We start from the raw sequence: 18,264 nt of genomic DNA on the forward strand, positions 1-18,264 counted from the left end.
AGGCTAGTCGAGCGGGCCGCCCCCGCGCCGCACGGGGCGAGGGTGTTCACCACCCGCGAAATCTCAGCCGAGGCCGAGGGTGGTCATGCGCTTGCCGTGCTGCTGCTGGAGCCTGCGGAACAGGGCCGCGATGCCGGAGAGGTCGCCGGTGCCGGAGACGATCAGCTCGGCGAGGCCGTCGCGCTCGGCGACGACGTACTGGGCCTGCGTCAGCGCCTCGCCCAGCAGGCGCCTGCCCCACAGGGCGAGCCGGTCGCGGACGGTGCGGTCGCGCTCGATGGCCGCGCGCACCTCGCGCTCGGCGAAGGCGGAGTGGCCGGTGTCGGCGAGCACCTCGGTGACCAGGGCGGAGGTGTCCGGGTCCAGCCACGAGCCGATCTCGCGGTAGAAGTCGGCCGCCAGCCCGTCGCCCACGTAGGCCTTGACCAGCGACTCCAGCCAGGAGCGCGGCGCGGTGGACGCGTGCCAGGTGTCGATGTGGCCGATGAAGGGGCGGATCGCGTCCTCGACGCCCACGCCGTGCCCGGCCAGGTACTTGGCGATGGTCAGGTAGTGGCCCATCTCGGCAGCGGCCATCTCCGACAGCGCCGCCCGCCCGGACAGCGTCGGGGCGGTGCGCGCGTCCTCGGCCAGCCGGTCGAAGGCCGACAGCTCGCCGTAGGCGAGCACGCCCAGCAGGTCCACCACACCCGGGGAGAGCGCCGCGCCGCGCCCCTCGACCTCCGCGTTCTCCATGCGGGCAGGGTATCTGGCAGGACACCCGGGTAGACTCGGCAGGACACCCACCGCCGGGACCGGCGGAAACGGGTGGTCCCCGGCCCATCGAGAGCCGGGGCGGAGGGTGCGCGCAAGCCTCGCTGAGCCCTCCCGCGCACGACTGGACCGGGGGGAGTCCGGGTGCGCGGTCGAGCGGCCGGACCAGGGCCGTTGCGCGCTGGTGAACAGGAGAGGTTGATCACCCTGACGAACGACACAACCGGACTCGACCCGGTCAGCCTTGAGCACGCCGAAGCGGGCGTGCCGGAGACCGACACATCGCATCCGCTGCAGGCGGGCGCGCCGGTGGCCACCGACTCGCCGACCTTCGCCGAACTGGGCGTGCGCGCGGAGATCGTGCGCGCCCTCGGCGAGGCGGGCATCGAGCGGACCTTCGCCATCCAGGCGCTGACGCTGCCGCTGGCGCTGGCAGGCGACGACCTGATCGGGCAGGCCCGCACCGGCACCGGCAAGACGCTGGGCTTCGGCGTGCCGCTGCTGCAGCGGGTCACCACGCCCGGCGACGGCACCCCGCAGGCGCTGGTCGTGGTGCCCACCCGCGAGCTGTGCCTGCAGGTGACCCACGACATCAAGGACGCGGGCAAGCACATGGGCGTCCGCGTGCTCGCCATCTACGGCGGGCGGCCGTACGAGCCGCAGATCGCCGCGCTGCGCAAGGGCGTGGACATCGTGGTCGGCACGCCGGGCCGCCTGCTCGACCTCGCCGAACAGCGCCACCTGGTGCTGGGCAAGGTGCGCGGGCTGGTGCTCGACGAGGCCGACGAGATGCTCGACCTGGGCTTCCTGCCCGACATCGAGCGGATCCTGACGATGGTGCCCGACGAGCGGCAGACGATGCTGTTCTCGGCGACCATGCCCGGCCCGATCATCACCCTGGCCAGGACGTTCCTGCGGCAGCCGACGCACGTGCGCGCCGAGGAGCACGACCAGGGCGCCATCCACGAGCGCACCGAGCAGTTCGTCTACCGGGCGCACTCGCTGGACAAGATCGAGGTGCTGGCCCGCATCCTGCAGGCCGAGAGCCGCGGCCTGACGATGATCTTCACCAGGACCAAGCGGACCGCGCAGAAGGTCGCCGACGACCTGACCGAGCGCGGCTTCGCCGCCGGCGCCGTGCACGGCGACCTGGGCCAGGGCGCCCGTGAGCAGGCGCTGCGCGCGTTCCGCTCCGGCAAGGTCGACGTGCTGGTCTGCACCGACGTCGCCGCCCGGGGCATCGACGTCGACGACGTGACCCACGTCGTCAACTACCAGTGCCCCGAGGACGAGAAGACCTACGTGCACCGGATCGGCCGCACCGGCCGCGCCGGGCGCACCGGCGTGGCGATCACCCTCGTCGACTGGGACGAGGAGGCCCGCTGGAAGTCGATCAGCGACGCGCTCGGCCTCGGCAAGCCCGAGCCGGTGGAGACCTACTCGACCTCCGAGCACCTGTTCGCCGACCTGGGCATCCCGGAGAAGGCGAGCGGGCGGCTCCCGCTGGCCAAGCGCACCAGGGCGGGCCTGGACGCCGAGCCGGAGGAGGACCTCGGCGAGCGCAAGCGCGGCGCCAAGCGCAGCCGCAGGCGCACCGGCTCGGCCCCGGCCGAGGAGGCCCAGGAGAGCGCGGAGAAGTCCAGCAGGCCGCGGCGCAGGCGCAGGCGGGGCGGCGTGGACGTCGAGGGCGACGACGCCCCCGCCGAGACCGCGTCGACCGCGGACGGGGAGTCGCAGGCCAAGCCCGCGCGCACCCGGACCCGGCGGCGCAGGCGGGCCGGGGAGGTCGTTTCCCCGGGGTCGAACACCGGCGATACACCGGGGTCGGCAGACTGACCGGGTGACCGCACCGGAGCCCCCCAGCAGCGAGTCCGGTTCCCCGCGTCCGGAGCCGGGAGACGGCGGCCACGGCGACGGGCTGACGCCCGAGAGCGGTGGCTTCCACACCTGGACGGAGGACGTCCTGGCCGGGCCGCCCCCGCCCCCGGTGGACACCGGCGGGCGCACGCGGTTCACCCGGCGCCGGGACGTCGTCATCGCGATCGGCCTGGTCGTCGCGGTGGCCGCGGGGTGGGTCCTGCTCTGGCAGGCGAGCGACCTGAAGGCCACGGCGACGGCTCCCCGCAGCGCGGCGCCGTCGCCCGCGCCGCCGGAGCTGTTCCCGCCGTCGCTCGGCGAGGCGTGGCGGGCCGAGAGCCCGGCCACCCCGGAGCCGGTCGCCGCAGGCCCGGTCGTGGTCACCGCCCAGGACGGCGAGGTGATCGGGCGCGACCCGCTCACCGGCGAGCCGGTGTGGAGCTACCGGCGCGACCTGCCGCTGTGCACGGTCACCGCGGCCTGGCAGAACGCCGTCGCGGTGTACCGCTCCGACGGCGGCTTCCTGCCCGACGACGCCCCCCGGGGCGACGGGGGCTGCAGCGAGGTCACCTCGCTCAACGGCGAGGACGGGTCCCGGGCCGCCCAGCGGAACTGGGACGCCGAGCTGGGCGCCGAGCTCGTCGGCGACGGCACCTACCTGACCGCCTCCGGCCAGCGGCTCATCACCACGCTGCGCTCCGACCTGGTCGAGACCATGGAGTACGGCCAGGTCCCGGCCCAGGTCGTGCCGGACCGGCAGCCGCGCACCGGGTGCGCCTACGACTCGGTGTTCATGAACGCCGGGCGCATCGCGGTCATCGAGCGGTGCCCGGACGACCTGGCCGACCGGCTGACGGTCTACAAGGCCACGGCCAAGGACGCCGACCGGCCCGAGGTCGTGTTCAGCGAGGTGCTGGACTCCGAGTCCGCGCAGGTCGTGGCCATGACCGACCGGCTGACCGCGGTCGCGCTGCCCGACCCGGCCCGGCTGCTCGTCTTCGGCGACGACGGCGCGCGCACGGCCGACGTCCCGCTGCAGGTCGGCGCGCTGCGCCAGGACGGCCCGGTGGCCGAGACCGTCGCGGGGTCCGGGGCGTACCACTGGCACACCGGGTCGGCGACGGTCGCGCTGTCGATGGAGGACCTGAAGCCCCTGTGGACCGTGCCGGACACGCTGGGCCCCGGCACGCTGTTCGCCGGGCGGATGCTGGTGCCGGTGGCCGACGGGCTGGCCGTCATCGACCAGACCGACGGCTCGCGGGTGGGCACGTTCCCGGTTGACCGAGGCGGGTACACCGGCCCGGTGGCGATGTCCACGATCGGTCCGATCGTGCTCGAACAGCGCGGCCCGCTTTTGGTTGCTTTGCGATAAGACTCACACCGGGTCCGAGGCGCACACTGGTCCCATGTCCGAGGTACCGGTGTATTCGCAACTGACCCCGCACCGCGCGGTCCCGGTCGAGCTGCCTGGCCACTACGCGGCCCTGCGCACGACCGGCGACGGCCCGGTTGTCCTGTTGGTGCCCGGGTACACCGGGTCCAAAGAGGATTTCGTCCCGCTGCTCGACCCCATCGCCGACGCGGGCTACCAGGCGCTGGCCATCGACCTCCCCGGTCAGATGGACACGCCAGGACCAGACGATGAGAACGCCTACCTGCCCGCAGCGCTCGGCACGGGCCTGGCGGAGCTGGTGGAGAAGCTGGCCGCGGACGGGCGCCCCGTCCTGCTGGTCGGCCACTCCTTCGGCGGCCTGGTCGCCCGGCGCGCGGTGCTCGCGGGCGCGCCGATCGCGGGCCTGACGCTGCTCAGCTCGGGTCCGGGCGAGCTGCCGCAGGGCATCCGCAGGCAGGTGCTCGAGCTGGGCGACCCGCTCCTGCGCCAGCACGGCGTGGCGGCAGCGCAGCAGGCGCAGGAGGCGCTCAACCGCGAGAACCCGCGATGGCAGAGCCTGTCGGAGCCGCTGCGCGAGTTCTTCCGCGCCCGCTTCCTGCGCAACAACCCGGCGGCGCTGCTGGGCATGGCGCGCGGCCTGCGCACCGAGCCCGACCTGGTCGCCGACCTGTCGCGGAGGCTGCGCAGCAACAGCACGGGCTGCCTGGTCGCCTGCGGCATCGCCGACGACACCTGGCCGCCCGCGGTGCAGCGGGACATGGCCGACCGGCTGGAGGCCGACTACGCCGCCATCCTGGGCGCCGGGCACTCCCCGGCCGTCGAGGCCCCGGAGGCGTTGTTGGACGTGCTGCTGCCGACCTGGAACACCTGGCTGGCCTGAGTCCTGTTCGGATAGTCCACTCAGGCCCACCAGAAGTACCAGAAAGCGGCGCCGCAGGCGACGGCGACCAGCACCATGGCCAACGCCGCCTGCGGCCCGCGCAGCCGGTCGGCGAACCGCTGCGCGACCACGGCCGCGACCGCGGCCGCGATGTGGCCGAGCAGCACGCCGACGCCGGGTCCGGGCACGTCCGGCTGGGTCCAGGCGTAGACCTGCAGCGCGAGCACCACCAGCGCCAGGCCGCACAGCCCGACGGCCAGCGCGCCGCTCAGGTCGCGCCACGGCCCGCCGGGCCGTGCCCGGGCACGCGGCAGCTCCACGGTCGGATCATCCGGCTTCGGCAGGCGTTCGGTGGGACCGGTCACCCCAACAGCATCGCTCATCCCTCCCCCGGCCACGCTCCGGGGCGGGTCGATGGCCGGGCGTGTGCGGAATGGCGCTGGTCGCCGTCGCCGCACGGGCGGTCGGACGTGCCCAAGACGGGGCAGTCCGACCGGTCCGCGCGCGTCGGTTGGTCCGCAGGGCCCTGCGGACCAACCGCGCCAACCCAGCGGAAGCAGCCAGCGCCGAGGCATCCGCGTGCCCTACCGCAGAGACCGCACCGTCGGTCAGGGGGCGAGCATGGCCCACGGGTCCAAGGGCGGGCCCGCCGCCTGGCCGTCGGCGCAGCTGCGGCGGAAGTCGCACCAGGCGCACTGGCGGCCGGGTTGGGCGGGGAACAGGATGTCCGGGTCGCCGCCCGCGGCGAGGGTGTCGGTGGCCAGCTGGAACTCGTCGGCGATCTCCTCGGCCCGGCGGAGGTGGCGGGCCAGGGACTCGTCCGTGTGCTCCCACGCGGCGACGGTGCCCGTCGGGAGGTGGTGGAGCTCCACCTTCGTGCACGGCCTGCGCAGCGTCCGGCGGGCGGCCAGGACGTAGAGGGCCAGCGCCTGGGAACCGCGGGCGTCGTCGGTGGTCAGGGCGTGCCTGCCGGTCTTGTAGTCGACGATGACGACCTCGTCGCCGCGCTGGTCGATGCGGTCGACGCGGCCCTCGGCGACGATCGTGCCCACCGGGGCGGACACCCAGCGCTCCAGGCCGACCGGCTCGTGGGTGACGTCGAGGTCGGCGACGTAGTCGTGCACCCACCCGGCGGCGCGGTCGCGGAACTCCGCGGCCTGGGCGGCGCTGGCGAAGCCGTCGTCCTTCCAGTGCGTGCGCACGAGGCCCGCCGCCGCCTCCGGGTTGCGGGCGCGCACGGGCAGGTCGAACAGCGCCTTGAGCGCGTTGTGCACGACCGCGCCGAGCGTGCTGTGCGCCCAGGGGCCGCCGCGCGGCGGGGTCGGGCGGTCGAGGTAGGCCATGCGGAAGCGGCGCGGGCAGTCCGCCCACACCCCGAGCCGCGACGGCGTCACCTTGATCAACTTCCGCGGCATGCTGTCGAATCCCAGCTGACCTCGCACGGCCCACACCGTACGCAGTCCCACCGACACTATCCGCGCCGGCGTGCACAATGACCGCGTGGAGATCTGGCACAACCCCCGCTGCTCGAAGTCCCGCGCCGCCAAGACCGCGCTGGACGCCGCCGCGCCCGGGCACACCGAGCGCCGCTACCTCGACGACCCGCCCACGGAGGCGGAGCTGGACGAGGTGCTCGCGAAGCTGGACCGCCAGCCGTGGGAGATCACCCGGATGAAGGAGGCCAGGGCCAAGGAGCTCGACCTGGCCAACCTCCCGCACGACCGGGCGGCATGGATCGCCGTGCTGGCCGCCAACCCGGTGCTGATCGAGCGCCCCATCATCATCACCGACGACGGCCGCGCGGTGATCGGCCGCAGCCAGGAGGCGATCGACGAGGTGCTCTAGCCCGCCATGAAGCCGCGCACCGAGTCCGCGACCAACTGCACCGCGATGGCCGCGAGTAGCAGACCGGCGATCTTGGCCAGCAGCGTGATGCCGCTGTCCTTGATGAACCGGATGACCGCGCCGGAATAACGCAGGCACAACCACAGGAACAGGTGCACGGCGACGATCGCGGCCCCGAGCGCCAGATAGGACGCCAGGTGGCCGTCCGCCTGCCGCACGAAGACGATCGTCGCCGCGATCGCGCCCGGCCCGGCCAGCAGCGGCGTGCCGAGCGGGACCAGGGCGACGTTGACGTCCTCGGCGATCTCCGGCTCGGTCGACCCGCGCCCGGTGAGCAGGTCGAGCGCGATCAGCAGCAACAGCAGCCCTCCCGCGCCCTGCAGGGCCGGGATGCCGATGCCCAGGTAGCGCAGGATCACCTCGCCGCCGACGGCGAACAGGCTGATCACCAGGAACGACACCAGCACGGCCTGCCGGGCCGCGCCCAGCCGGGTCTGCTTGGACTTGCGCCCGGTCAGGCTCAGGAACACCGGGATGGTGCCCGGCGGGTCCATGATCACCAGCAGGGTGATCGTGGCCTCGGCGAACAGCGCGACGTCGAACATCAGGCCACCAGTATCCCCGCGCCGGTGGCCCGCTCGCCGATCGCGGCCAGCACCTCGGGGGCGGTGGTCTCCGCGCCGATGGCGGTGGTCTTGTTCGTGCCGTGGTAGTCGCTGGAGCCGGTGACCAGCAGGCCGTGCCGGTCGGCCAGCGCGCGCAGCCGGGCGCGGGCGTCGTCGTCGTGGTCGGGGTGGTCGACCTCCACGCCGTCGAGCCCGGCCCCGGCCAGCTCGGAGACCACCTCGGCGCTGATCGTCGGGCCGCGCCGGTGGGCGAACCCGTGCGCCAGCACCGACACGCCGCCCGCGGCCTTCACGAGGCCGATCGCCTCCAGCACGGGCGTCTTGCGGCTGGGCACGTAGTAGCCGCTGCGGCCGTGCAGCAGCGTCGCGAACGCCTCGGTCACCGAGCCCACGACGCCCGCGCGCACGAGCGCCTGGGCCAGGTGCGGGCGGCCCGCGGGCGCGTCGGGGTGCAGTTCGCCCAGCAGGGTGTCGGCGTCGACCGGGTAGCCGTCGGCGGCCATCCGCCCGGCCATGGTGCGCAGGCGGGCGCGCCGCTCGGCGCGGGTGCGGGCGTGCTCGGCGACCATGGCCTCGGACTCGGGGTCGAACAGGTACGCCAGCAGGTGCACCGTGCACTGCCCGCCGCGGCCGTCATCGGAGACGCAGGTCAGTTCGGCGCCGCGGACCAGGGCCAGTCCCGGCGGCAGCGCGGCGGCGGCCTCGGCCCAGCCCGCGGTGGTGTCGTGGTCGGTGATCGCCACCGCGGCCAGCCCGGCGCGCGCGGCCGCGGCGACCAGCCCGGCCGGGCTGTCGGTGCCGTCGGAGGCCGTGGAGTGGCAGTGGAGGTCGATCCGCACCCAGCCAGTGTGGCGGATGGCGCAGGTCACCTAGACCTTGCCCGCCGCCTTCTTCTTGCCCCTGGCGATGCGCTGGGCCTTGATCATCGAGAACCGCTCGGCCTGGGCCTTCTTGTCGCCGAAGGTCAGCTCCGAGATGGCGTCGTAGACCTGCTCGGGCCGGGGCAGGTAGTCGATGCGGTTGAGCGCCTGGATCTGGCCCGCCGACTCGACGACCATCGTGCCGTAGCCGAGCATGCGGCCGATCCAGCTCCGCTCGAAGGTCAGGTCGGTGACCTTGCTGACCGGCATCATCAGCACCCGGATCGTGAACACGCCGGTGGTCATCATGAACCGCTTGTCCGTGACCACGATGCGCTCGACCCACCACTCGATGACCTGGTAGGTGAAGCGCAGCAGCACCGCGAGCGCGACGTACCACAGGACGTTCTGCACGACCCACGCGTTCGGGGGCAGCACGTAGGAGATCATCACGCACACGGCCAGCAGCGCGACGGCCTCGAACACCTGCCAGGTCAGGTAGGCCCAATGTCGGCGCACCCGGATGACCCGTCGTTCGGAGTCGAGCAGGTACTCGTCTGGGTCCCGGGGCGCGAACATGGTTCGACGCTACCCGGTGTCAGCTGAAAACTGTACGGACGAAGGTGATGATCGCTTCCGCACCCTCGCGGAGGGTGGTGATGATGGAGTTGACGATTCCGGCGGACGCGACCGGTTGGGTGACCAAGAAGAAAACCAGCAACGCGGCCCCGGTCAAGATGAGAACCTTCTTGACGTCCACAGCGATCTACCCCGCTCCCTGACGCACCTGACTCATGGCGCTGTTGAAAACCGTTGTACCGCACTCCGCTGACGAACGGGAGCCCACTCCCCGGGATAGGTCAACGCGGAGGGTCACCGCCGGATTACCGCTACGCTCCGTGCTCATGAACCGTGGTGGAAAACCGATGATCCGATGCGTCGGAGCGGTCGTGCATGACGATTCCGGACGCCTTTTACTCATTCGCAGAACCCGCCCGCCAGGCGCCGGACTATGGTCTCTACCTGGGGGAAAGGTGGAAAGCGGTGAATCAGACGCGGCCGCGGTCCGGCGCGAGGTGCGCGAGGAAACGGGCCTGGAGATCGCCGTCGGCGCGTTTGTCGGCCGGGTCGAGCGGCCTGCGCCCTCCGGGGTGTTCGACATCCACGACTACGCCGCTGTGGTGACAGGCGGTGACCTCAGGGCCGGTGACGACGCCGCCGAGGCCGGTTGGTTCGATCTTGCGACCTTCACCACAATGCGAACTTCGGGTGAACTGGTGGACGAACTGGCCGAGACCCTGGACGGCTGGGGCGTCCTGCCCCGTTGAGGCAGGTCAGGCCAGCCAGGTCAGGCGCTCCCCGTGCATCGCCGTTCGGGCCAGGACAGCGGTTTTCGGCCGTCCGCCCTCCCAAGTGGTGAGACCCAGTAGGCCGAATGCGCCAGTGCCCGGCGAAGCTGCCAAATCCCCCCGATCGGGCACGAGCAGAGAAAGCCCGGCCTGATAACCCTCATGGCTCAGCCACCAGGTCGGACGGCGACCGGCGAGTTCGGCGAGCGCTTCAATGAACAACCCTCGCCTTTGTTCGGAGAGATAAGGCAGCACATTCGACGTCAGCACGACCAAGGGGACGTCATCGGGCACCCGATCGGCCGCGACCCCCAGATCGTCGACCGCGTCGCCCGCGATCACCGGCGGAGGGTCCTTGCGCAGCAACGTGATCGCGGTGGTGAGCAGCCGCTGCCGCTCCGGCTGGTCGGCCCACACGCAGGCTTCCAGCCAGGCCACGGCGTCCTCGTCGTCGAGGTCGACCGGGCTGCGGTCCAGGCCGATCCGCGCGGCCAGGGCCAGTTTCTTGGGCAGCACGGGCATCGTCGCGCCGGGCGCCAGCTCCAGCGCGCAGTGCAGCCCGACGGGCGTCTTCGCCGGCCCGGCGACGACCTGTCCGGAAAGCTCCGTCTGGTAGCGGTAGGCGTAGCGGTCGACGCCCAGCAGCAGACCGGCGCTGCAGCCGACCTCCAGCAGACCAACCGGCCCCTTGGCCTGTTTGGCGGCGATCGCGAGGGCCGGATAGAGCAGCGCGGCCCTGCGGACCTCGTTGGTCTGCGTGCTGCGCGTCGCGATCAGCGCGCGGACGGCGTCGGCGTGATCGAGGACGAACGAGCGGAACAGCGGCCAGGTCCCGCCGTCGAGGCCGTACGTGCCGCCCATCGACGGGTAGTAGTTGACCAGCTCGTGGAAGGGGTTGGCCTGCAGCACGCGGTGCGCGGCGGCCAGCAGCAGCGTGGGCCGGGCCTGCTCCGGCGGGGCCGAGGACAGCAGCGCGGCGACGTCCGGGTCGTCGGCCGCGCGTCCGGCCAGGTGGGCGTAGAGCGGGGACTCGCCTGCCGCCTCGGTGTCGGCGAAGGCGCGCAGCCGGAACCGGATCTCGTCGAGTTGTGCGGTCGCCACGCCCGGGACGCTAGCCCACCGGGCGTGGCGTGGGCGAGCCCACTAGCGCGGCTTGGGCTCCGGGCGTCCGGGCTGCTCGCCGCCGCGGGCGTCGCCGTAGGAGCGCTTGGGGACCATCACCTTGCGGCGGAAGATGCAGACGACGGTGCCGTCCTGCTTGTACCCGCGCGTCTCCACGTAGACGACGCCGCGGTCGTCCTTGGACTTCGACGGGGTCTTGTCGAGCACCTCGGTCTCGCCGTAGATCGTGTCGCCGTGGAAGGTCGGCGCGACGTGGCGCAGCGACTCGATCTCCAGGTTGGCGATCGCCTTGCCGGACACGTCCGGCACCGACATGCCCAGCAGCAGCGAGTAGATGTAGTTGCCCACCACGACGTTCTTGCCGAAATCGGTGGTGTTCTCGGCGTAGTTGACGTCCAGGTGCAGGGGGTGGTGGTTCATGGTGATCAGGCAGAACAGGTGGTCGTCGTACTCGGTCACCGTCTTGCCCGGCCAGTGCTTGTAGACCGCGCCGACCTCGAACTCCTCGTAGTACCGACCGAACTGCACTGGTCCTCCACTAAGTGACTGGCGTCGCCGTGGTCCTGCCACGGCGAAGTCCCATGACCACCGAATTGCACCATGAAAACCGAGCCGCGTGGCCGTGATTCACCTCCCTCCTGCACCTCTCGGAGCGTGGTACGGGTACCCTTATGCCAGTGCGGCTGTCGCCGCACCACCGGCTCCGAGGAGGTGAGGACGCATGGGTGACAAGCCTGGTCATGAAACCGCGACCGGATGCAGTAGTCCCCGCGTCCTTACCGGGGAAGCCGCCGTTCGCTAGCGCTTCCGCCCCAACCGGCTAGGACGCTCCGCCACCGGAGCGGCCCCCTGCGGCCCTCCGGTCCGTCGCGGCTGTCGCGACGTGATCCCTGGAGCTCGCGATGCCCTCGATCCCATCGCTGGGCGGCCGCAGAGGCCGTAACAACCGTGCGCACGAGCGGGTCGTCCCCCCGCTGCCGGTGCCGCTGTCGGCCTATGTCGTCGATTGCGGCGTGTACGTCGACGGAACGCGCCTGCCCGGTCGCTGGACGCACACGGAGGCCGTCGCCGAGGTGCGCTCGCGGGGCGAGGGATTCGTCTGGATCGGCCTGCACGAGCCCGACGAGCACCAGATCCAGGGCGTGGCCGAGACGTTCGGGCTGCACGAGCTGGCCGTCGAGGACGCGGTGCACGCCCACCAGCGGCCGAAGCTGGAGCGCTACGACGAGAACCTGTTCATGGTCCTCAAGACGCTGCGCTACGTGGAGCACGAGTCGCCGACCACGGCCAACGAGATCGTCGAGTCCGGCGAGATCATGGTGTTCCTGGGCAAGGACTACGTCGTGACCGTCCGGCACGGCAAGCATTCCGGGCTGCACGGCCTGCGCGCCGAGCTGGAGGCCGCGCCGGACCGGCTGCGCGCCGGGCCCGCCGCGGTGCTGCACGCGATCTCCGATCAGATCGTGGACAGCTACCTCGCGGTGAGCGCGGCGATCGAGACCGACATCGATGTGATCGAGCGCGCCGTGTTCGCCCCGCGCAGCCCCGTCAGCGCCGAGCAGATCTACCTGATGAAGCGGGAGATCCTGGAGCTGCGGCACGCGGTGATGCCGTTGGCCAGCCCGCTGCGCAGGCTCGCGGAGGGCTGTTCCGCGCTGGTCCCCGAGGACGTGCGCTCCTACTTCCGCGACGTCGACGACCACCTGACGACCGTGACCGAGCGCGTGATCAGCTTCGACGAGCTGCTGACCACGCTCGTCAACGCGACGCTGGCGAAGATCACCCTCCAGCAGAACGCCGACATGCGCAAGATAACCTCGTGGGCGGCGATCATCGCCGTCCCGACCATGGTGGTCGGCGTCTACGGCATGAACTTCGACTACATGCCGGAAACCAAGTGGCGCTACGGCTATCCGCTGGTGATGGCCGCCATCCTGCTCGTTTGCTTCGTGCTGTACCGGATATTCCGCAAGAACCGATGGCTCTAGCAGTACCCCGCACACCCTCGATGGGAGGTCTCCCCGTGGCCCGGTTGCTGTCCAATATCAAGTTCTGGCTGCTGGCCAGCGTGTTCGCTTGGATCACGGTGGTGACCGTGCTGATTTCCCAGACGCCCTAACGGATCCGACCTGCAAGCGCGCGCAGCCCGTCCCGCAGTTCCTGCGGGGACAGCGGGTTGACGCTCATCCAGCCGTCGTCGTCCTCGGCGAGCCGGTACCGGCCGCGCGGGGTGTCCAGCCAGGTCAGCTCGGTCCCCACCCGGCGCCACTGGTCCTCGGTGTCGTCGCGCAGCGCCACGCCCGCCTGCCCGCTGCCGATCGCCGGGGTGAGCGCGGCGACCATGCGCGTGGCGACGCGGTCGGAGATCCCGTGCGCGCGCAGGAGTTCGTCGATCTCCTCGCCGGTCATCGGCACGGGATCGCCGCCGTCGTCGGGCATCCTGGCGACCATCGCCTCGAACGCGGCGCGCACCGCGCGGCGGGGCAGGGTGAACGGGGTCGTCAGCGGCGTCTCGGCGCGCGGCACCAGCCGGGCGATGCCGCCGACGGCATCGTCCACTGTGGTCGGCAGCATGCGGACCATGCCGAACTCGTCGGCGGAGTCCTGGGTCACCACCAGCGCGTCGTCGCGGGCGGTCAGCACGGCGACCGAGCGGGTGCCCTCCGCGGTGGTCACGACCATGTCGACCACGCCTGTGCAGGCGCGCAACAGGTAGACGAACTCCTCGGCGACGTCGAGCGGTCCGCGCTCGTCGGCGAGGCCGCGCTCGCGCATGCGTTCGGCGGCCTCGCGGTACAGCAGGGCGCGCTCGACCTCGGACTGGCCGGTGGCGGGCACGTCGATGGGGAACGGCGCCTCGACCTCGGCGAAGGTGCAGAGCAGATCGACCTCGACCGGGTGCAGCGCCGTCCCGGCGCGGCTGACCAGTTCCATCAGGTGAAGCGGAAGCGGTCGGCGGCGTTCTCGTCGCTGCCCTGGTAGCCCTGCGCGCTCTTCTCCGCGCTGGCCACGAACTCGTCCATGCGGCGCAGCGCGGCCTCCAGCTGGCCGCGCAGCCCGTGCTCGCCGCTGAGCCGGTCGGTGAACTTGGCCGACAGCTCCTCGCCGACCGGGCTGGTGCCCAGCATCGGCTCCAGGCCGGGGTCGGACAGGGCCGCGACGTCGGCCATGATCGCGTCGAGGTCGCGGCGCACGTCCTCGACGGCGGCGGCGAACTCGCGCACCTGGTCGGGCTCGACCTGCCAGCCCGCGCCCGGGTTGTCCACGTACATCTCGCGCGTCCTCCTACAGGCCGATGACCGGCGGGGCGGCCCGCAGGTCGTGCGGGGTGAACGGGTCGTCCTCCAGCGGCACGCGCCTGCGGTGCTCGCCGTCCTCCTCCTTGCGGGCGCCACCGGCGGGCGCGCCGTAACCGGAGCCGAAGCCGGTGCCCCGGCCGAACCGGCCTGCCGCGCCGCGCTGGCGGTCGCCGATCGCGCCGCCGCGGCCGACCCCGGGGGCGCCGCCGCGGCCCATGCCCGCCGCGCCGCCTGCCAGCGCGCCGCGGCCCATGCCGACGCCGCGGCCCGCGCCCGCGCCCGGCAGTCCGCCGAAGCCGACGGGTCCGCCGCCGAGGCCGGGGAGCCCGCCGGGGTTGGCGCCCGCGCCCGGGCCGGGGCCCATGCCGGTGAGGCCCTGCCAGCGGCGCTCCCAGCCGGTGTCGAAGCTGGGCGCGAGGCTGGGCGACGTGCCGATGTCGGGGGTCGGCATCGGCGGCGGCACCTTGGGTCCCGCACCCAGCTCGGGCGGCAGGCTGCCGCTCGGCGGCGGGACGCCGGGGCCGGGGACGCCGGTGCTCGGCGGGCGGGGGTTGGTCGGGTCGGCGCCGGGGTCGACGCCGTCGGCCGGGTCGCCGAAGCGGGGGGTGGCGCCGTCGATGCCGAGCAGCGCCGTCTCGTAGCGGCGCATGGTCTGCACGGCCTTGCGCTTCATCTTCTTCTTGTTGCTGCCGAAGCCGAACGCGCTGGCGATCCCGCCGATCGCGGCCCCGAACGCCGCGCCGATGGGGCCGCCGACGGCCAGGCCCGCCGCCGCGCCGCCGCCGACCGTGGCGAACCACGGGCTGCTCGGCGACCCGCCGGGCATGGTGCTCTGCGCCGAGCGCAGCGCGCCGCCCGCGTCCTCGATGGGACGGGCCATCCGCGTCGCCGTCGCCGCGGTCTCGGCCAGCCACGCGCAGTTGCGCACGACCACGGTCCGCGCGCCCTCGGCCGCGGCGCCCGACCAGAACTGCAGCAGCCGCTGCAGCGAGCGGCTGAGGTCGGTGGCGCTCTCGGCGATGCGGTCGCCGTGGCTGGCCCACCGGTCGGCGAGCATGTCGAGCTGGTTGGCGTTGGCCCGCTGGCCGACCATGCGCTGCAGCGCCTTGAGGCTGTAGCCGTCCCAGTGCACGCCGCCGGTCACCCAGCGGTCGTCCTCGCCGCGACGGGCGCGCCGGTCCTGCTCGGCCGCCGCTGCGGCGCGCTGGGCGGCCGCCTGGAAGCGCTGGACCAGCTGCTCGACACTGCCGATCATCCCCGGCCCCCTCGACACTCGGTTCCGACCGTCACGGTAGCGGATGCGTCCGACGGCACGGGAGCCCTCAGCGCAGTTCTGCCGCGAGCGCGCGCACCTGGACCCGCAACTCCTCGGGGCCCAAGGGATTGACGCTCATCCACTCCCCGCCGCCGAGCCGGAACCGGCCGCGCGCGGTGTCCAGCCAGCGCAGTTCGTCGCCGGACCGCTCCCAGCCCGCGCCGCGCCGGACGGCGACGCCGGTCTGCCCGTTGCCCAGCACGGGTTGCAGGTGCGTGAGCATCCGGCGGGCGCTCTGGTCGTCGAGGCCGTGCGCGGCCCGCAGCCGGTCGAGTTCGTCGGCGCTCAGCGGGCGGGGGGCGGCGACGATGGCCCGGTGCACGCGTTCCAGTGCGGCGCGGGGCACGCTGAAGGGGGCAGCCATGGGGGCTGGGTGGTCGGGCACGAGCCGTAGCAGGCCGTCGACGGCGTCGTGCAGGGAGAGCGCGAGCAGCCGCACGGCCCCGTTCGTCCTGTCCATGTCCTGCTCGACCAGGACGGCGTCATCGCGCTGAGCCAACACGACCGCCCCGGACGTCTTGCCCCGGCGGGACACGATGAGATCGAGCGAGCCTGCGCCGTGCCGGACCAGGTGGACGAAGTCGGCGGCCACCCCGCGCGGCCCGTCCTGCGCGGCGAGCCCGCGCCCGGCCAGCCGCGCCCGCGCCTGCGCGAACCCGGCCCGCCGCTCGGCCTCGGTCTCCCCCCGGGAGCGGATGCGCAGCGGAAACGGCGGCGTCACCTCGGCGAAGGCGCACAGGAGGTCCACTTCCTCCGGGTGCAGCACGGCGACCCGTCTACCACTGTCCACTTCGGTCATCCCTGCCCCGTCTGCCGCATGGTCGCCTCAGCCGCCTCCTCCGCCTCGGTGTAGGCGTCCCGCACCGACTCGGCGCTGTGGATGAACTCGTCCATCCGCCGCACTGCCTCTGCCAACAACGGCCGCAGCCCGGCGTCGCTGTTGAGCCGATCGTCGAACTTCCGCGCCAACTGCTGCCCGACGGGGCTGGTGCCGAGCTTGGGGGTGTAGGCGTCCCCCTGCATCTGACTGACAAGCGCCTGCACCGTCACCAGACTCATGCGCGCGGAGGTGACAGCGGCAGCGAACTCGTTGAGCCGTTCGAGGTCAACGTCCCACCGCCCCCGCGACTCCCCACTGCCGTTCCCTTGCCCGCCGCCACTCTGCCCGCCCTCGTTCTGTCCGGGCTTGTTCTGACCGGGCTCAGGCTTGTTCTGGCCGGGCTCGGCCGTGCCTTGGCCCGGCTCCGGCTTCTCTTGCCCAGGCTCGGTCTTGCCGTGCCCAGGCTCAGGCTTGCCCTGACCCGCGTCGGCACCGGTTCCCGGGTACGCCCCCTGCCCACCACCCGGCTGCCCCGGCGGCACAACGGGCTGGGTTATGTCATCCCCAGGCCCAGCCGCCCCACCAGGCCCCGCCGACCCTGGCGGCTTGGGCCCACCCGCCACCGGTTCACCGGAGCCACCGTGCCCGGGCGCGCCGGACCCGGGAACACCCGGCGCACCGGCCCCCGGACCGCCGGGACCAGACCCACCGACACCCGGACCACCGGCACCCGGACCACCCGGGCCGGGCTCACCAGCACCCGGACCACCAGCACTGGGGCCACCGGGACCAGCCCCGCCTGCATCGGGACCACCACCGCCCGGCGCACCAGCACCAGGCCCACCGGAACCAGGCTCGCCCGCACTGGGCCCGCCCGGCCCTGGATCACCGCCGCCAGGCTGGCCCACACCCGGACTACCGACGCCGCCACCCGGTCCACCCACCCCGGGCGCAGGAGCACTCGAGTCGCCCCCCGGATTCAACGTCTCCCCAATACCCGACGACGGCGGGGTCGCATCCCCGGGAGAGGTCCCAGAACTCCCGCCCGACGATGGCAGCTCACCGGGCTCCCCAGCAGAACCCCCACCCTCCGACGGCGGAGTACCACCCGACTGCTCTCCGCCCACCGAACCACCAGGCTGCCCCGAACCGCCGGACTGGTCGCCACCGCCGGACCCAGCCGAACCACCAGACTGCCCCGGAACGCCCGGCTGCTCACCACCGCCAGTCCCAGCCGAACCACCAGACTGCCCCGGAACGCCGGACTGGTCGCCGACGCCGGATCCAGCCGAACCGCCAGCCCCCGAGCCACCGGGCGACGGCTGTCCACCAGGCTGGCCAACCCCTGCCGGAACGTGCCCGGGCAGCTGTCCACCTGCCCCGTCCGTCGGCCCGCCAGGCTGCGCGGACACACCCGGTTGCTGCCCACCGCCAACACCCGGCTCCCCCGCCGAGTGCTGCCCGCCGCTGGCATGGGGCGCGCCCGATTCGCGTGTCGTCGGTTGGGGGCCACCGAAGCCAGTAGGAGCCGCCGGAGCGCCGGTCGGCTGGCCTGTGCCGAGGGGCCCACCCGGACCCGGCATGGGCGTGAAGGGGTCGACTGTCGGCTGAATGGGCGTCCCACCCATCGGGCCAGGAGCGCTCGGGGTCATCGCGGAGGACGCGTGCGTCCCCATCGGCGCGCCGCCGAACGGGCCAGGAGCGCCCGGGGTGTGGTGGACACCCGGCTGACCGTGGCCCGCCTGCCACGGCGGCACCGGGCCCCCGACCCCAGCGGGCCCGACCGGAGGCGACCCGATCACCCCCGGCTGGCCCGCGTTCGCCATCCACGGCGCAGCAGGCGTCCCACTCCCCGATCCGCTCGGCGCGCCCTCGGTTTCCGACCTGTCCGCGTTGGTCGACCACGGGGCGCCAGGAACGCCACCGGCCGCTGCGTCCGTCTCCGCCGCCCACGGGGGAAGCGGTGCGCCGCCGCCCAACGTCGCTGGCTGAACGTCTGCCGCCCAAGGTGGAACCGTGGCCCCGCCATCCGCTCGGACGCCTGCGTCCATCCCCCATGGAGGGGCCGGGGGCCCGCTATCCGCAGGCCCTGAGGTAGCTGGCCGGAAGCCTGCGTCCGCCGCCCACGAGGCATCGCTGCCTATC

At 73.0% G+C, this 18,264-nt stretch carries 21 protein-coding genes; 6 read left to right on the forward strand and 15 right to left on the reverse strand.

Going from position 1 to position 18,264, the window contains the following annotated elements; genetic code table 11:
* Window positions 1-63 precede the first annotated feature (63 nt).
* A complete protein-coding gene (locus tag IEY98_RS00405; RefSeq protein ID WP_189208277.1) occupies window positions 64-735 on the reverse strand; it encodes a ferritin-like fold-containing protein in 672 nt (223 codons plus the stop codon).
* A gap of 216 nt (window positions 736-951) precedes the next feature.
* On the opposite strand from IEY98_RS00405, the gene IEY98_RS00410 reads away from it, so the two are divergent.
* Genes IEY98_RS00410 through IEY98_RS00420 form a run of 3 tightly spaced genes read left to right on the forward strand, consistent with a single transcriptional unit; the run spans window position 952 to window position 4,883 of the window.
* Window positions 952-2,589, forward strand: a complete 1,638-nt coding sequence (locus IEY98_RS00410; protein WP_229786389.1) for a DEAD/DEAH box helicase — start codon at window positions 952-954, stop codon at window positions 2,587-2,589.
* A gap of 4 nt (window positions 2,590-2,593) precedes the next feature.
* Window positions 2,594-3,982: an Rv3212 family protein gene (locus IEY98_RS00415; protein ID WP_189208278.1), complete on the forward strand. Its 1,389-nt coding sequence runs from the start codon at window positions 2,594-2,596 to the stop codon at window positions 3,980-3,982.
* 34 nt (window positions 3,983-4,016) lie between these two features.
* Window positions 4,017-4,883 carry an alpha/beta fold hydrolase gene (locus tag IEY98_RS00420; protein ID WP_189208279.1) on the forward strand — a complete coding sequence of 289 codons (867 nt, stop codon included), beginning with the start codon at window positions 4,017-4,019 and terminating at the stop codon, window positions 4,881-4,883.
* A gap of 20 nt (window positions 4,884-4,903) precedes the next feature.
* Here IEY98_RS00420 and IEY98_RS00425 read toward each other — a convergent pair whose 3' ends face one another.
* Both IEY98_RS00425 and IEY98_RS00430 read right to left on the reverse strand, forming a co-directional pair.
* Complete coding sequence (locus tag IEY98_RS00425; RefSeq protein WP_189208280.1) at window positions 4,904-5,266, reverse strand: hypothetical protein; 363 nt, start codon at window positions 5,264-5,266, stop codon at window positions 4,904-4,906.
* A 225-nt stretch (window positions 5,267-5,491) separates the two neighbouring features.
* Window positions 5,492-6,298: a RecB family exonuclease gene (locus tag IEY98_RS00430; protein WP_189208281.1), complete on the reverse strand. Its 807-nt coding sequence runs from the start codon at window positions 6,296-6,298 to the stop codon at window positions 5,492-5,494.
* 85 nt (window positions 6,299-6,383) lie between these two features.
* On the opposite strand from IEY98_RS00430, the gene IEY98_RS00435 reads away from it, so the two are divergent.
* Window positions 6,384-6,728, forward strand: a complete 345-nt coding sequence (locus tag IEY98_RS00435) for an ArsC/Spx/MgsR family protein (protein WP_189208282.1) — start codon at window positions 6,384-6,386, stop codon at window positions 6,726-6,728.
* Here the strand turns inward: IEY98_RS00435 and IEY98_RS00440 are convergent.
* From IEY98_RS00440 to IEY98_RS00455, 4 genes are read right to left on the reverse strand one after another with little or no spacing between them, the layout of a single operon-like run.
* Window positions 6,725-7,333 (reverse strand): MarC family protein, encoded by a 609-nt coding sequence (locus tag IEY98_RS00440; RefSeq protein WP_189208283.1) that lies wholly within the window; start codon window positions 7,331-7,333, stop codon window positions 6,725-6,727. The genes IEY98_RS00435 and IEY98_RS00440 overlap by 4 nt on opposite strands.
* Window positions 7,333-8,193 carry a PHP domain-containing protein gene (locus IEY98_RS00445; protein ID WP_189208284.1) on the reverse strand — a complete coding sequence of 287 codons (861 nt, stop codon included), beginning with the start codon at window positions 8,191-8,193 and terminating at the stop codon, window positions 7,333-7,335. Before IEY98_RS00445 ends, IEY98_RS00440 begins: the two co-directional genes overlap by 1 nt.
* Window positions 8,194-8,223: 30 nt before the next feature.
* On the reverse strand, window positions 8,224-8,793 hold the full coding sequence (locus tag IEY98_RS00450) for a PH domain-containing protein (RefSeq protein ID WP_189208285.1): 570 nt from the start codon (window positions 8,791-8,793) through the stop codon (window positions 8,224-8,226).
* Window positions 8,794-8,812: 19 nt separating this feature from the next.
* Window positions 8,813-8,974 (reverse strand): hypothetical protein, encoded by a 162-nt coding sequence (locus IEY98_RS00455; RefSeq protein WP_189208286.1) that lies wholly within the window; start codon window positions 8,972-8,974, stop codon window positions 8,813-8,815.
* A 145-nt stretch (window positions 8,975-9,119) separates the two neighbouring features.
* Here IEY98_RS00455 and IEY98_RS00460 point away from each other — a divergent pair, with 145 nt between their 5' ends.
* Window positions 9,120-9,542, forward strand: coding sequence for an NUDIX hydrolase (locus IEY98_RS00460; protein ID WP_229786393.1), 423 nt, complete (start codon window positions 9,120-9,122; stop codon window positions 9,540-9,542).
* Window positions 9,543-9,548: 6 nt separating this feature from the next.
* On the opposite strand, the gene IEY98_RS00465 is transcribed toward IEY98_RS00460, so the two are convergent.
* Window positions 9,549-10,664 carry a DUF2332 domain-containing protein gene (locus tag IEY98_RS00465; RefSeq protein ID WP_189208287.1) on the reverse strand — a complete coding sequence of 372 codons (1,116 nt, stop codon included), beginning with the start codon at window positions 10,662-10,664 and terminating at the stop codon, window positions 9,549-9,551.
* A 42-nt stretch (window positions 10,665-10,706) separates the two neighbouring features.
* Window positions 10,707-11,213, reverse strand: coding sequence for a MaoC family dehydratase (locus IEY98_RS00470; RefSeq protein WP_189208288.1), 507 nt, complete (start codon window positions 11,211-11,213; stop codon window positions 10,707-10,709).
* Window positions 11,214-11,587: 374 nt separating this feature from the next.
* Between IEY98_RS00470 and IEY98_RS00475 the strand changes: the two genes are divergently transcribed.
* Window positions 11,588-12,673, forward strand: coding sequence for a magnesium and cobalt transport protein CorA (locus tag IEY98_RS00475; protein ID WP_189208289.1), 1,086 nt, complete (start codon window positions 11,588-11,590; stop codon window positions 12,671-12,673).
* Between the two features lie 127 nt (window positions 12,674-12,800).
* Here the strand turns inward: IEY98_RS00475 and IEY98_RS00480 are convergent, their stop codons facing one another.
* The 6 genes from IEY98_RS00480 to IEY98_RS00505 form a co-directional block, all read right to left on the reverse strand.
* A complete protein-coding gene (locus IEY98_RS00480) occupies window positions 12,801-13,619 on the reverse strand; it encodes an ESX secretion-associated protein EspG (protein ID WP_189208290.1) in 819 nt (272 codons plus the stop codon).
* On the reverse strand, window positions 13,619-13,957 hold the full coding sequence (locus IEY98_RS00485) for a hypothetical protein (protein ID WP_189208291.1): 339 nt from the start codon (window positions 13,955-13,957) through the stop codon (window positions 13,619-13,621). The genes IEY98_RS00480 and IEY98_RS00485 overlap by 1 nt, the downstream gene beginning before the upstream one ends.
* Window positions 13,958-13,970: 13 nt before the next feature.
* Window positions 13,971-15,239 carry a WXG100 family type VII secretion target gene (locus IEY98_RS00490; RefSeq protein ID WP_189208292.1) on the reverse strand — a complete coding sequence of 423 codons (1,269 nt, stop codon included), beginning with the start codon at window positions 15,237-15,239 and terminating at the stop codon, window positions 13,971-13,973.
* Window positions 15,240-15,306: 67 nt separating this feature from the next.
* Window positions 15,307-16,089, reverse strand: a complete 783-nt coding sequence (locus IEY98_RS00495) for an ESX secretion-associated protein EspG (RefSeq protein WP_189208293.1) — start codon at window positions 16,087-16,089, stop codon at window positions 15,307-15,309.
* A gap of 5 nt (window positions 16,090-16,094) precedes the next feature.
* Window positions 16,095-16,358 carry a hypothetical protein gene (locus tag IEY98_RS00500; protein ID WP_189208294.1) on the reverse strand — a complete coding sequence of 88 codons (264 nt, stop codon included), beginning with the start codon at window positions 16,356-16,358 and terminating at the stop codon, window positions 16,095-16,097.
* A 314-nt stretch (window positions 16,359-16,672) separates the two neighbouring features.
* Window positions 16,673-17,050 carry a hypothetical protein gene (locus IEY98_RS00505; RefSeq protein ID WP_189208295.1) on the reverse strand — a complete coding sequence of 126 codons (378 nt, stop codon included), beginning with the start codon at window positions 17,048-17,050 and terminating at the stop codon, window positions 16,673-16,675.
* Between the last annotated feature and the right edge of the window lie 1,214 nt (window positions 17,051-18,264).

Source organism: Actinokineospora fastidiosa, from assembly GCF_014648415.1.
Taxonomy (GTDB): domain Bacteria; phylum Actinomycetota; class Actinomycetes; order Mycobacteriales; family Pseudonocardiaceae; genus Actinokineospora; species Actinokineospora fastidiosa.

What these genes read in the sequence shown, in the direction of transcription:
- IEY98_RS00405 (WP_189208277.1), bottom strand. Translation starts at nt 735, where the DNA reads ATGGAGAACGCGGAGGTCGAGGGGCGCGGCGCGGCGCTCTCCCCGGGT.
- IEY98_RS00420 (WP_189208279.1), top strand. Translation starts at nt 4,017, where the DNA reads ATGTCCGAGGTACCGGTGTATTCGCAACTGACCCCGCACCGCGCGGTC.
- IEY98_RS00425 (WP_189208280.1), bottom strand. Translation starts at nt 5,266, where the DNA reads ATGAGCGATGCTGTTGGGGTGACCGGTCCCACCGAACGCCTGCCGAAG.
- IEY98_RS00430 (WP_189208281.1), bottom strand. Translation starts at nt 6,298, where the DNA reads ATGCCGCGGAAGTTGATCAAGGTGACGCCGTCGCGGCTCGGGGTGTGG.
- IEY98_RS00440 (WP_189208283.1), bottom strand. Translation starts at nt 7,333, where the DNA reads ATGTTCGACGTCGCGCTGTTCGCCGAGGCCACGATCACCCTGCTGGTG.
- IEY98_RS00450 (WP_189208285.1), bottom strand. Translation starts at nt 8,793, where the DNA reads ATGTTCGCGCCCCGGGACCCAGACGAGTACCTGCTCGACTCCGAACGA.
- IEY98_RS00460 (WP_229786393.1), top strand. Translation starts at nt 9,120, where the DNA reads ATGAACCGTGGTGGAAAACCGATGATCCGATGCGTCGGAGCGGTCGTG.
- IEY98_RS00475 (WP_189208289.1), top strand. Translation starts at nt 11,588, where the DNA reads ATGCCCTCGATCCCATCGCTGGGCGGCCGCAGAGGCCGTAACAACCGT.
- IEY98_RS00480 (WP_189208290.1), bottom strand. Translation starts at nt 13,619, where the DNA reads ATGGAACTGGTCAGCCGCGCCGGGACGGCGCTGCACCCGGTCGAGGTC.
- IEY98_RS00485 (WP_189208291.1), bottom strand. Translation starts at nt 13,957, where the DNA reads ATGTACGTGGACAACCCGGGCGCGGGCTGGCAGGTCGAGCCCGACCAG.
- IEY98_RS00490 (WP_189208292.1), bottom strand. Translation starts at nt 15,239, where the DNA reads ATGATCGGCAGTGTCGAGCAGCTGGTCCAGCGCTTCCAGGCGGCCGCC.
- IEY98_RS00500 (WP_189208294.1), bottom strand. Translation starts at nt 16,358, where the DNA reads ATGAGTCTGGTGACGGTGCAGGCGCTTGTCAGTCAGATGCAGGGGGAC.